Source organism: Paenibacillus sp. UMB4589-SE434 (genome assembly GCF_030226685.1).
Classification (GTDB): Bacteria; Bacillota; Bacilli; order Paenibacillales; family Paenibacillaceae; genus Paenibacillus_B.
This window is the reverse complement of the sequence record NZ_JASOYK010000009.1, coordinates 146,796-159,457: the sequence shown is the minus strand read 5'-3', so window position 1 is coordinate 159,457 and position 12,662 is coordinate 146,796. Positions and strand designations below refer to the sequence as shown.

10 protein-coding genes are annotated in these 12,662 nt (G+C 44.3%); 5 read left to right on the top strand and 5 right to left on the bottom strand.

The genetic code is table 11. From position 1 onward, the window contains the following. The first annotated feature begins 374 nt into the window (after positions 1-374). Positions 375-1,247, top strand: a complete 873-nt coding sequence (locus tag QP775_RS23110) for an alpha/beta fold hydrolase (RefSeq protein WP_285109123.1) — start codon at positions 375-377, stop codon at positions 1,245-1,247. A 142-nt stretch (positions 1,248-1,389) separates the two neighbouring features. After that, positions 1,390-2,256: a YitT family protein gene (locus QP775_RS23105; RefSeq protein ID WP_239332663.1), complete on the top strand. Its 867-nt coding sequence runs from the start codon at positions 1,390-1,392 to the stop codon at positions 2,254-2,256. 215 nt (positions 2,257-2,471) lie between these two features. Here QP775_RS23105 and QP775_RS23100 read toward each other — a convergent pair whose 3' ends face one another. The 5 genes from QP775_RS23100 to QP775_RS23080 all read right to left on the bottom strand — a co-directional run bounded on the left by QP775_RS23100 (position 2,472) and on the right by QP775_RS23080 (position 9,697). After that, positions 2,472-3,512 carry a glycoside hydrolase family 18 protein gene (locus QP775_RS23100; protein ID WP_239332661.1) on the bottom strand — a complete coding sequence of 347 codons (1,041 nt, stop codon included), beginning with the start codon at positions 3,510-3,512 and terminating at the stop codon, positions 2,472-2,474. A 385-nt stretch (positions 3,513-3,897) separates the two neighbouring features. Further along, on the bottom strand, positions 3,898-5,013 hold the full coding sequence (locus QP775_RS23095; RefSeq protein ID WP_285109122.1) for an alpha/beta fold hydrolase: 1,116 nt from the start codon (positions 5,011-5,013) through the stop codon (positions 3,898-3,900). 62 nt (positions 5,014-5,075) lie between these two features. Next, positions 5,076-5,822 carry a helix-turn-helix transcriptional regulator gene (locus tag QP775_RS23090; protein ID WP_285109121.1) on the bottom strand — a complete coding sequence of 249 codons (747 nt, stop codon included), beginning with the start codon at positions 5,820-5,822 and terminating at the stop codon, positions 5,076-5,078. Between the two features lie 357 nt (positions 5,823-6,179). Beyond that, positions 6,180-7,007, bottom strand: a complete 828-nt coding sequence (locus QP775_RS23085; RefSeq protein ID WP_285109120.1) for an AAC(3) family N-acetyltransferase — start codon at positions 7,005-7,007, stop codon at positions 6,180-6,182. 242 nt (positions 7,008-7,249) lie between these two features. Further along, positions 7,250-9,697, bottom strand: coding sequence for an EAL domain-containing protein (locus QP775_RS23080; protein ID WP_285109119.1), 2,448 nt, complete (start codon positions 9,695-9,697; stop codon positions 7,250-7,252). Positions 9,698-9,927: 230 nt separating this feature from the next. Here QP775_RS23080 and QP775_RS23075 point away from each other — a divergent pair, with 230 nt between their 5' ends. The 3 genes from QP775_RS23075 (at position 9,928) to QP775_RS23065 (ending at position 12,605) form a co-directional block, all read left to right on the top strand. After that, positions 9,928-10,233 carry a magnetosome magnetite crystal formation protein family gene (locus tag QP775_RS23075; RefSeq protein WP_239332651.1) on the top strand — a complete coding sequence of 102 codons (306 nt, stop codon included), beginning with the start codon at positions 9,928-9,930 and terminating at the stop codon, positions 10,231-10,233. 202 nt (positions 10,234-10,435) lie between these two features. Next, positions 10,436-11,113 (top strand): response regulator transcription factor, encoded by a 678-nt coding sequence (locus QP775_RS23070; protein WP_285109118.1) that lies wholly within the window; start codon positions 10,436-10,438, stop codon positions 11,111-11,113. A gap of 52 nt (positions 11,114-11,165) precedes the next feature. Next, positions 11,166-12,605 (top strand): sensor histidine kinase, encoded by a 1,440-nt coding sequence (locus QP775_RS23065; protein ID WP_285109117.1) that lies wholly within the window; start codon positions 11,166-11,168, stop codon positions 12,603-12,605. Positions 12,606-12,662: the final 57 nt, after the last annotated feature.

Here is a 12,662-nt window from a genome sequence, read left to right as displayed (position 1 = left end):
GTTATACTTTTTCGAATGGTTAGACAAAGCTTATCCTCACATAGTGTTAAATGAAATTACACAAACTATACGCCATGAAAATTGTAATTTATCATGTCATCCTGTTTTAACAAACGAGCACCTCAGACTACTCCTGTTAATACCAACCCCCCCTTTTTCTCGTCCACTACTCCACTATTTCAACTCGAACCTTTAAGCAGGTTGTTATGAATCGCACTCAATAATGTAGCTGGACAATGTCTATTTTTCGATATTATCCTTAAATAATAGAAAATTTTATGTGGTGATAATGCTGCTGGCATCATCCATCTCATTTATCTGCATACTAAAGCACCGAACCCGTATAATCGCAGCAGACAAGGAGGAACAATAGAATGCCATTCATTCCGGAGACTGCATATACACATTCTAAGCTTCAATCAGCAGACGGAACCTGGATTAGCTTCTCAACCATAGGAAGTGGACCTGGCATTGTCATCCTTCACGGCACATGTCGGAGTGCTTATAATTATAAGAAATTAGCCGAGGAACTTGCAGACAAGTATACCGTGCACCTCATGGACCGTCGCGGACGTGAAGCCAGTGGCCCACAAGGGGCTGATTATGCAATGGAGAAGGAAATCGCAGATACTGGCACAGTGCTTCAGCATACCGGCTCGACTATTTTATTTGGACATAGCTATGGTGGCTTGGTTGCACTGGAAACGGCACGAGTGTATGCCGTAACTGAGCTTGTTGTATATGAACCTGCCGTATCCATTACGCAGTCCATCCCTTGTAATTGGCTGCCAAGGTTCGAACAAGCGATGGAAGAGGGCAGGCAAATGGATGCCTTTATTAGCTTTCTTACAGGTCTTGGTTTGGATGAGAACATCCAGCACATGCCTGAGCATTTTGTGAAATCAGCACTTCAGGCGATGTCACAACGCTCGCCTGACCACTGGAACCATACGCTGGGCCTGCTGCCTACCATTGTACCGGAATTAAAGGAAGTTCAGCGGCTAGATTCTACACTGGACAATTACCGCAGCATTGCCGCCCGCACACTGTTGATATCTGGCGCCAATAGTCCACTATACATGGGCAATCCAATTACTCAATTACTAGCCACTTTGCCAGAGGCTCAACACCAAATACTGCCGCAATGCGGCCATAACGGTCCAGATGAGCAGGCACCCAGTAAAGTAGCTGCACTTATCCAATCCTTTTTACGCGAACAACAAGGCAACATCATTCATTCGCCATAAAGCGGGCTGCTTACACCCTATTTTCTTGCCAAATTACTTAAATTTGAAAGTTTGTTTGTGATCGAAATACGGAAATGTTATCATAAACATACTTTTGAATGATCAACAATCTTACATATCTACAACAGAAGGGACTCGTTACATGGCTAGAACACATCGGAAATTAACTGTATTGGACTATTTGAAGCGTTTTATTTTTATTACTACCGGAGCTGTATTGATGGGGGTCGCACTTGAATTGTTCCTCGTGCCAAATGACGTTATTGACGGCGGCATCACGGGTATTTCAATCGTTATCTCCAAGTTAACAGCACTGCCTCTTGGTATCTTTATCTTCCTCATTAATCTTCCGTTTCTTATCATTGGATATAAGCAAATTGGTAAGACATTTGCCTTCTCCACACTTTACGGAATTATCGTGATGTCGGCAACGACATTTTGGCTGCACCACGCAGCGGCATTTACGAATGAGAAAATATTAGCGGTGCTATTCGGAGGTCTGATTCTAGGTCTTGGTGTAGGACTTGTACTTCGCTTTGGCGGCTCGCTTGACGGAACCGAGATTGTAGCTATTCTTGTTTCAAAGAAAACACGAGTGCCTGTAGGACAAATTATTCTATTTACTAACGTGTTCATTTTTATTATCGCAGGATTTGTCTTTGGTTGGGATTCGGCAATGTACTCCATCTTCACCTTCTATATAGCGTCCAAGGTTATGGATGTAGTGGTCGAAGGTTTGAATGAATCAAAGTCTGTGACGATCATTTCTTCCGAATATGACGAAGTATCAGAAGCGATCCAAGATCGCCTAGGACGCAGCACTACGTTCCTATACGGCAGAGGCGGCTACAGCAAAGAAGATACACAAATTATTTATTGTGTCGTCACGCGTCTGGAGCTGGCTAAGCTGAAAGCTATCGTGCATGAAATTGACGATAAAGCATTTATTGCGATTGAAAGCGTGTCGGATGTGCTCGGCGGTAATTTCCAAAAGAACAACATTCACTAGCTTCTCTAATTTTAAATGCTACTATCATCAGCTTAATCTGATATTCCTTGCACCTTAATACACAAAATCCCCTGACGAATTACAGATCACTATCGGCATGTGCCCGAAGTTGCTCCGTAATCGCGATCAGGGGATTATTTATGTTAGCAGCTTAAAATCAATTGCACACTGCAAGAAATACTTCCGTCTAACAGAACTCTAAAATAGGGATGCAGTTAAACTGTATCGTAAGCCTTATGCATAGCATCCAGCAATACGTGCGTATGGTCGCAGCTGTACTCCCAGAACATAATACCCGCGATACCATTAGCCTTAATATAGTTGCATTTGTAAGCTAGCGACTCTGGATCATCGTAAGTGATAAAGCTGCTGCCATCAAATAAATAAGGTGCTTTTGCTTCGTCATCCCAATACCTTATATAACCGTTCATATTTATATACTCCGACACCAGCTTCGTATAATCAGGGCCATACCCGCCAGAAGAAGCTGCCATTTGTAAATAACCGTGATTTGCATCCGGAACGTTCTTCCACATTCTAGAGTAGAAGGCTGCACCGATCACAATTTTATCACGAGGCACTCCTGCTGATGCAAATAATCGAACAGAAGCATCTACACTGATTCGGAATAAATCCCCCGTAGAAGTATATAAATTCGTATGATGTCCAGTCAACGTCTGGAAGCCGCCCCGCATGTCATACGTCATCAATTGGATAAAGTCCAGATAAGGATGAATGGCGTCCATCTCCGTACCGTCGATATAATACTGGTCCGCCCCGGCTGCTATCGTTAACAAATAATGGCGACCATCTGTCTTACCTTTAGCATCCAGTATCTCGCGCAGTTCTTTAAGCAGCAGGGTGAAGTTCTGCTTGTCAGCTGGACTCGCTGTAATGCCCGCCTCCGCGTAGCACGGATATTCCCAATCCAGGTCAATACCGTCAAACGGCGCAGATTCTAGCACTTCCAGTGCAGACTCCGCAAACAAGCGTCTGCCTTCCTGTGTGGAAGCTGCTTCCGAGAAACCGCCTGCGCTCCAGCCACCAACGGATAATAGGATTTGCAGCTCAGGATTGTACCCCTTTAATACATTTAACACGGACAAATTCACTAAATGATCGATGGTGATCCGATCATGCTTCACGTGCCCAAAAGCGACGTTTAGATGGGTCAGCTTTGCAGCATCCTCCGCGGTTACCTGCGGAAGCACAGAATCGCCGGCGTAACCGGCCAAGATCAACTTGGTGTTGCTCATGCTCTGAATCCCTCATTTCCAAATAGATGTAGGGCAATGCTGTAGATAGATGAAAACCTTTACAAAAACTGAGATATCGATAACTCATTTTGACCAAATCTAGTACCACAACATCATATGCACGGTCATTATACCATCATCCTGGAGCAAATAGAACCCACTTGAGAACGCTTTACAAGTTTATCTCACCTTTCACAAATACCACCGGAAATCAATCACTAGCAGAACTAATAGGAATAAGCTCCTGATCAAGTACTTGCAGTTAAACCATGTGCAGTCTTGAATGGAGAAAGCAAATTAACAGATCGTGAGGCTTAACAATAACAAAAAAGGAGCCGGAAGGCTCCTATCTCTTCAGATATATAAGGCGGCAATGCCGTCCAACTTATTTTTGAAGAAACTTTACAATCTCGGCAAAAGCCAACTCCATTCTCCCTGCCTGACAGTGCTGTTCTCCCCCAGTTTCACGAGTAAACACTTTAGAGGTAACGGATTTCGCTTGAATCAAACTGCTTTCAATTAGAGCCAAACGCTCAATAGGCACATACTGATCCTCGTCTCCTGCCAGAAGCAGTACGTCTTGATCAATCAGATGCTCAATCCCCTTCATCGTATGCAGCTCAATCGCTCTGATCATATCGTAAGGACTCTTTGTTCCGGTATTGTACATCCCCTTTGTTATTTTCCATTCCACATCTATGCTTTCTTTCATCAAAGCGTAGACATAATGGTTGATGCTATCCTCAGCATCTTGTTCCAGCAACTGTTCTAATGTAGACTTGTCTTCCTCGTCAAGACCAAGCAGCAATGCATCCATGCCACAATAAAAGATGTCAAAGCAGACAACGCGGTTTATTCTTTTCTCAAAGGCCGCTGCGCGCATACACAAGTAGCCTCCCCAAGAAATTCCCAGCAGCGCAGCTCGCTTGAGCTGGAAATAGTCCAAAACGGCTGAAGTCGGCTGTTCCCATTCATGTATCAGTTTCATTCCATTCCGAATCAGCGCCCCACCTTGACCTGGTCCTTCAAACATGATAATGTCGTATCCCAAAACTTTCAAAGGCAGTACGCGTAAAATAAATTCTTCTATAAAGGAATCATAACCACCATGAATTAGTAATGTGTTGGTCGAGTTGTCGGACTTAAGCCGAATGGCAGGCATATACGATGTACCATAGGGGACCTTAACATGCTCAATTGGCAGCTCTGGATGTGCCTCGTAAAAAGTTTGTTTATACTTCTCATACAAATCCCTTTTGTCGGGATGTGATTCAGGCAAGTAAAATTCGGCCGCTTGATAGCAGCTAGAAGCCATTTCAAGTCTGCCAGTTGCTTCGCTTGCTTCGCCAAGCTCTTTCCACACTTCATACCAAGAGGTTGTGTCGACAAGCCTTGGCAATGCAGCAGCCACTTCTGCTTCGACTTGCGGGTCTTTTAACTTCGCGAACATACGATTAATCTGCAAATTAAACTGCTCGTTTTTATGGTACGTTTTAAACATGTCACACATCTCCTTTGGCAGGTAATTGATTGTCTTAAAGCAATCCTACCAAGGCGATGCTCTTAAAACATGAACGAGACGGTCGTCTTCTTTTCTTGAACTAGCCGCTTGGGGCAATAACCAAAGCTCTCTTTAAAGACACGAGAAAAATGGGATGCGTCGGCAAATCCAAATTGGTGGGCAGTTGCGGTAATCGATGCATTCGAAAAAACCAATGACTGGGCTGCACGAAACAATCTTGTCCAAGTCATATATCTCATCACCGAAATTTTCATCTCATTTTTAAATAAATGAGTAAGCCGTGATTTGGATAAGTGCACGCTGTTTAATACATCAGCTAATTGCAAATGCGCGAGGTCAGCCGAGTGAATGCAATTCAGCATATCCGTTACACGATCATCTAATTGTTGAAGATCAGAAGTATCAATGATAAAACGGTCCAAGATCGTATGGGTTACCCTCTTTAATCTATTCAGATCAGCCATCGACTCGTAGATCACTTTAATTTGCTCCACAAGGCCTGGAAGATGAGCCGTCGCTATACGATCAGATTTAAAATAATGGCGCCTGATGTTCTGGCCAATCCTGGACTCAGGATGGATCAGAAAAGACAGCATATCACCGTCTGCGAACGAGGTGATATGTTTGACATTGCTGTCAATTAACACTTGATCCGTCGTGCGCTTACCATTAATAATCATGCTGCTTGTCGGGATCTGTAATTGGATGTCATAGTGACGGTGGATCTGATCATTATTTTCTCGGCCCAACAGCACAAGGAATTGTTCCGATACCCCAATTAATTTCATCATGACCTCTCATTCATAAATGTAATGTGAGACGCTTGACCAGTCAAAATTAAAATTGATCTACAGTTACGCTGGTCATCCACTCTGCTGTCATTTCCACCTAATGCTGAATGTTCATGAATAGATAATAGAACGAATGATCTTTTCTCTTAGCCGTACTCATCGTACTAATGCTCCATATTGTAACTTTCCACGTTGATAATTATTGTCAACAATGAGTATAAAATAAAAAAAAGCCCCATTCAACCAGAGCAAGCTCTCCCTTACTCAGCGGTCAACTGGACTTTTTTTATAAAAAAATACTTTTTAATATCGTCTAACTTTAATAAGATAGCCCTACTCTAATACTATTTAATCTTAGTTGCCACAGTCTGATGCCGCTGCACCTCTATTTATCTCCATCCACTGAACGGCATAGTCCACTAGCTCCTTAACCGGCATCAACAGCGCAGTCGAATTTCCGATACGACCTCTGCGTGCATTTTCGGTATCATTTTCGAAATCCGATCCTATCTGCTCAAAATCGTCTGAATCAAAATCAAGATCGGAGTACTCTACCCAACGCCGCTCATCATTCAGGATGATCGGGGCTTTGTACACTGTCGTTTGTTTGTTAGGATAGTTCGCTCGATACTCTGCCAAGTGCAAAGAGGTATTATGGTCATGACCTACCCCAAGCAGCAGCACCCAACCGTTCAAATCATACATTCTTGCTAATGGTGATTCTTCGCCCAGACTATGCTCCAGACTGTGGTCAGAAACGATATAATCCCGGTGGTATCCCCAAGCGGCGAATGATACTTGCGGATGCTGACTACGCCGCGCCCCTTTTTGTTTTCTGAAATTGTCAGGGATGATCCCCATCTCCGGACAAGGAGTCAAGTCTGCATCAAAAGCAGGCATCGATTGCATAATTGGTCCCCACCATGATTCTCTGACAGGAGGGCATTTCCATATAGACGGATCAGATAAATCCGGGGTATGCGTAGGCATCACTAATGTGCCATTACGAGTCAACACCTCCTCCAACGCCGAAATGACGGCGACAGACCCGCCTGCAACCCATCCTCCTAAGGATTTCATGGAAGAATGCAGCAGCAGTGTCATCCCAGACTTCACACCAAGCGCTTCAAAATCCGCTTGCAGCGTAGGCATGGTAAATAAATCACCTTGTATTTCTTGCAACTAAATCACACCTTTGATGTATATGTATTAATCAAAAAAGCTTTTGAATACTCATGTCTTTCTCCTAGTATACTCCAGTTTTATTACAGCACTGTAGAACATACATCACCCTGTAAAAAGAATACTCCGAGTTAACATAGAATCATTGCTAATTGATAATTATACGTTCCTTAACAAGATGGCCGTTACAATCCACATAAGATTAGAGCTACCTATGTATAGCTCTAATCTTCTACAGTACATTAAACAACACTTCCCCGCATCGGCACAAAAAACGCCTGTTCCACATCTACAGCCGACAACGGCTTGCTAAAGTAATAACCTTGTATCTCGCGACACTCATTCTCCGTTAAGATGTCGAGCTGGTCCTTCGTCTCAATGCCCTCGGCAACAACATCCAACTTGAGATGCTGAGCCATAGAAATAATCGTAGCGACAATCGCTTTATCATTCTCATTACTGGAAATGTCTGCGATAAAGGAACGGTCAATTTTTAACTTATGGATCGGGAATATCTTCAAATAACTCAAGGAGCTGTAGCCCGTGCCAAAGTCGTCCAGACTGATACGTATGCCCAACTTATTTAACTCCTGCAAAATAGTCGTAGACACTGTAGCATCCATCATCATGCTTTCCGTAATCTCCAGTTCCAAATATTGCGCGCCAAGGCCCGTTTCAAACAAGACACGTTTGACCTGCCCCAGCAGATCCGAATGATGGAACTGCTGGGTCGACAAGTTAACGGACACCGGAATTAAAGGCCCGCCTGCATCATGCCATGCCCGCATTTGGCGACAAGCTTCGTACATGACCCAGTTGCCGATCTCGTAAATAAGTCCCGTCTCCTCAGCCAACGGGATAAAAGAGCCCGGCATGAGCAGGCCTCTTGTCGGATGATTCCACCTCACAAGTGCCTCTACGCCCACCATCCGATTATCAATTGTACTGACTTGTGGCTGATAGAAAACAACCAATTCATTTCGCGTCACAGCCTTACGCAAGTCAGCCTCCAGCTCGATGCGTCCTAACAATTCTACATCCAGATCAGAGGTATAAAATTGATAGCCGTTCTTGCCATTCTTTTTCACTTCGTACATTGCCGCATCAGCCTGTTTAATAAGCTCAACAGGGTCCTTGCTATCCTGCGGAAACAGTGCTATGCCTATACTAGTCGAAATATAGAAATCATTATCCTTGAGCGAAAACGGCTGACGCATCGCTTCAACGATCCGATCCGCTAATGCTGCGCATACTGTCCCATCCATGGAGATACGACATATGATGATAAACTCATCCCCACCTAAACGTGACACCACTGCATCAACGCCGTCTACGCAAGCCAGTATTCGATCACTTACTGCCTGAAGAAATAGGTCTCCATATGTATGACCGAGCGAGTCATTAATCATCTTAAAGCGATCAATATCCAGCGCCAGTACAGCAAATTCTACAGCGCTGCACTCATTATCGGTTATTGCTTTCGCTAATAGTTCATTTAGCAGCCGCCGATTCGGCAGCCCTGTCAGCTCATCATGGTAGGCGAGATGCTCAATCTGTCCCTTAGCAAGCTTCTCTTCTGTCACATCACGCGCAATAATATGATTGCCGACGACAACCCCTTCTATTTCAACAGGTATATTAACAACGTTTAACTCTACCTTCGTACCGTCTGGATGGACAATCGTTGTATCATAACTTCGTGAATCAATATCAAATGATTGATAGTACCGTTCTTTTGTCAATGTTCGCAATTCTTCCGTGACATTAATTTGGAAGGCAGACACGTGTTGATGGATGTAACCTTCTGCGGGTACCCCAATAATTCGGGAAACAGCCGGATTCACGCTCATAATGAGTCCATATGTGTCAACGGAAATGATGCCGTCGGCATTGTTGTGATACAATGACCTGTACCACCCCGCATGTTCCTGTATAACCGAGTCTTTTTGGGACAATCGTTTCGTAATAAAGACACCAAACACCGTCATGCCGAGCAGAAATAAGGTGGCTATCGTAATCATGTATCCCAATTTATTAGGTTCAATTTCTAGTCCGGAACGATAATTCATGTTGTCGCCCAAATGGAAATGTGCGGCGTACATTCCCGTGTAATGCATCCCCGCTATTCCAGCTCCCATAATAAGCGCGCTGCCAAGCTTATACCATACCGCATGCCGGGATTGATCCTTGCGAAAATAAAACAGTAGCCACAGCGCTAACGCCGAAGCTGTAGCCGCAATGCCGATCGACAAGAGGACTAGCAGCCTATCGTAGACAATACCTATAATCATAGCGGCCATACCAACATAATGCATGCCTGATATTCCCGCTGCCATAAGTACACCTGAGGCCACCAATTCCTTTATACCCATCGTGCGGCGTGTTACCGTAAGCAGCGCGATGCTGGATACAAATATGGCAAATACCACGGATAAGACCACATATTCCATATCATATGATATCGGTATCGGAAGGGACATGGCCAGCATGCCGACAAAATGCATGGACCAGATGCCTAGTCCCATTGACGTAGCACCCAAAATAAGCCACAGCATACGGCGTATTCCTTTAGTTATACTAATTCTGCCTGCCAAATCCAATGCTGAATATGAAGCTGTCACTGCGATTAAGTAAGACAAAAGAACTAAGTAACTATTGTAAGTGCCATGAATGTGCTCCACTAATCTCACCTGCCTTCACTAGTAGCTAAATTTCAATATAACAAGCATTAGCTATTGTTACAATAGTCATATATTTTTATGTTAACATGTGCATAAGTAACGAAGTTTGACTCTCTTACTTTAGACCTAATAAGCAGGGATCAGAAACTTACATTACCGTCACTTTTACCTTTTGTAGGAAACGAAAGCTAGCCCAGCCACGTATTGTGATATAACTTGATTAAAGGAGCGTTTATCCAATGGAAACTCGAAACATACTAGCTTCACTTAGCTATTTCAGCATTTTCTTTGCCGGATTTTTATGTCCGCTCATCTTGCTCATCGTCACCAATGATCCTTATGTGAAACGACATGCCGGCAGAGCCCTGCTCTCTCACATCGCACCTGTAGGATGCATTGTCCTAGCAATCTTCTCGTTCTTTACCGGACAGTTTCATTTCAGCATTTTCTTTATCTTGTTCATGCTCCTGCTAAGCCTGATCCTATTTATCTGGAACATTGTTATGGGGATTAAAGTGCTCCAAGATACTCAGTACCGGGCGTAACAGAATAACACTCTTATTTAAGGAAACAATCATTAAAGAAGTTCATGTAGATAAAGTTTAAATGTTGTTCACGAGATGGCCATGCCTTTTAACGTATACAAACCTCGATTTGTCAGTATAATAGGAACAGATGAAAGCGGCCTTTTTCACAGGCTGCTTTTTTTATGTAAGCGCTTTGGATTTCGCTAGCAAGGAGGCTGCTATGAACATTCTCGTCGTCGATGATGAAGAGAGCATTCTGAATTTAATTCGCCTTAACCTGGAGATAGAGGGATACGAAGTCCTGACAGCCGTCAACGGTCAGGAGGCAATTTCCATTTGGGACAAACAGAAGCCGGATATGATTATTTTAGACGTTATGCTGCCGGATACAGATGGGTACACGCTGCTGCGCGGCTTTAGAGGGAATGACCCTGATATCCCCATCATATTACTGACCGCCAAAGGTCAAATGAACGATAAGCTGCTTGGTCTACAGCTAGGTGCAGACGATTATCTCGTAAAGCCCTTTAATAGTACAGAGCTGCTGCTTCGTATTAAGGTCATAGAGCGTCGACTCGTCAAGAATCAAGTGAATACTGAGGTTGGCAAAATAATGATTGGACCTTTCCGTGTCTATCCGGAGGAACGCTCCATTTTTGTACACGAGGAAGAGTTAACGCTAACTTATCGGGAATATGATCTGCTTCTGCTTCTGCTCTCCAACAAGCAGCGGATCTTCACACGCGACGACCTGCTGTTAAAGGTATGGAAGCTCGACTATCCCGAAAATACACGGGCGGTTGACATCATGGTGCAGCGGCTGCGCAAGAAGCTTGGACCGGAAGGCGATCGAATTAAGACCATCTATGGTGTCGGCTACAAGATCGATTGCTGCTAATGCCCTTGTGTCTTGTGCCGATGGCAAATGAACGGCAGATAAGGTGACAATCATGACTTTAAAGAAACGATTTAATCTGGCTATTTTAGCATTATTTATTCCCGTCATGTTGTTTTTGTACATCGTGATGGTTATTTCGCTGCAAAACAACATTTATCAATCAGCCGTAAGCTCGCTGCAAAAGCTGAGTGTAGAGGCACAGATTTATACGATCAATTATGTCGAACGCGAGCAGAAAGATACACCAGAAGTAACCCTCCAGAATGGTGCTCCGCTGATCGCATCCTATTTGTCAAAACGTATGGGATTAAGAGTTCAGCTTCTCAGTCCTCACAATCGTATGTGGGCAGACACCGAACGTGCAGCACTGCCCTACGTAAATCAAGACATGGAACAAGCCGTCCAAGGAAACAAAGCTTATATGATTCAAAAAGCTTCTCCCTCACCTATGATGCTGTTCTCTAGTCCCTTATATGTCGGCGGTAAGGTGATCGGAGTGATCCGATTTCTCCACCCGCTGGAAGACGAGGCACTGCTGCTGCAGCGGATGAACGGAACCTTTGTGATCGCCTGCTTGCTGATCTTGATTGCCGCGATTGTTGTGGCGAACCGCTTTGCTGCCTCGCTCAGCAGACCTATCGAGCAGTTGCGCGACATGGCCAAGAAGATTGCAGGCGGCAGTTACGGCAGCCGTATTGGACTGCATGATTATGAAGAGATTCGCCAGTTGGCACAATCATTTCATGCGATGGCAGACGCGATCGAGCTCCATATGGAGCAGTTAAGTCGTGAGAAGGACAAGCAGCGCGACTTCCTGGATCGTGTGACGCACGAGTTGAAGACGCCGCTTACCGCCATTATGGGGTATGCGAATCTGATCCCACGCTTGCACGCCGAGCAGGATATTCAGACCAGCCTACGTCATATTTCCGTAGAAAGCGAACGGCTGCTGACGCTTGTGGAAGAGCTGCTCAGCCAGTCCAAATACGGAGATAGTCCGTTTTCCGTATCACCAACGATTTGTGACATCGCAAGTATTGCAGTAGAAGCTGTGTTTGTTGTAAAACCGCGACTTGAAAAGTATCGCATTACTGTTATCGATAAACTTCATTCTATTAAAATAGTAGCGGATCCGGACAAGACCAAACAGATCTTGCTGAATTTGCTTGATAACACCATCAAGTATAGCGATGCGACCAGAATCACCTTCCAGCAGCAGACAACAGATGATGCGGTTATCCTTACCATTTCAGACGACGGTATCGGCATCAGCACGGAACTACTTGAGCATTTCGCGCTCGCGCCGGAAGATACTAAGCTGTCTTCTCACTCTGGCAATGGCTTTGGCCTGCTCATCTGCAGACAGTTAATGCGTCAGCAGGGAGGCGAGATGGAGCTTCGCGCAATAGAAGGCGAAGGTACATCAGTCAAGCTGCGTTTCTGTACACCCACAGCACTGGAAACGATTTCTATGCATGAAAATGAGAAATAATACATTTATGAAACATTTGCGAGGCGATTATGAAATGATGGTTGTTTATGCTATCGA

What these genes read in the sequence shown, in the direction of transcription:
- QP775_RS23110 (WP_285109123.1), top strand. Translation starts at nt 375, where the DNA reads ATGCCATTCATTCCGGAGACTGCATATACACATTCTAAGCTTCAATCA.
- QP775_RS23105 (WP_239332663.1), top strand. Translation starts at nt 1,390, where the DNA reads ATGGCTAGAACACATCGGAAATTAACTGTATTGGACTATTTGAAGCGT.
- QP775_RS23100 (WP_239332661.1), bottom strand. Translation starts at nt 3,512, where the DNA reads ATGAGCAACACCAAGTTGATCTTGGCCGGTTACGCCGGCGATTCTGTG.
- QP775_RS23095 (WP_285109122.1), bottom strand. Translation starts at nt 5,013, where the DNA reads ATGTTTAAAACGTACCATAAAAACGAGCAGTTTAATTTGCAGATTAAT.
- QP775_RS23090 (WP_285109121.1), bottom strand. Translation starts at nt 5,822, where the DNA reads ATGAAATTAATTGGGGTATCGGAACAATTCCTTGTGCTGTTGGGCCGA.
- QP775_RS23075 (WP_239332651.1), top strand. Translation starts at nt 9,928, where the DNA reads ATGGAAACTCGAAACATACTAGCTTCACTTAGCTATTTCAGCATTTTC.
- QP775_RS23070 (WP_285109118.1), top strand. Translation starts at nt 10,436, where the DNA reads ATGAACATTCTCGTCGTCGATGATGAAGAGAGCATTCTGAATTTAATT.
- QP775_RS23065 (WP_285109117.1), top strand. Translation starts at nt 11,166, where the DNA reads ATGACTTTAAAGAAACGATTTAATCTGGCTATTTTAGCATTATTTATT.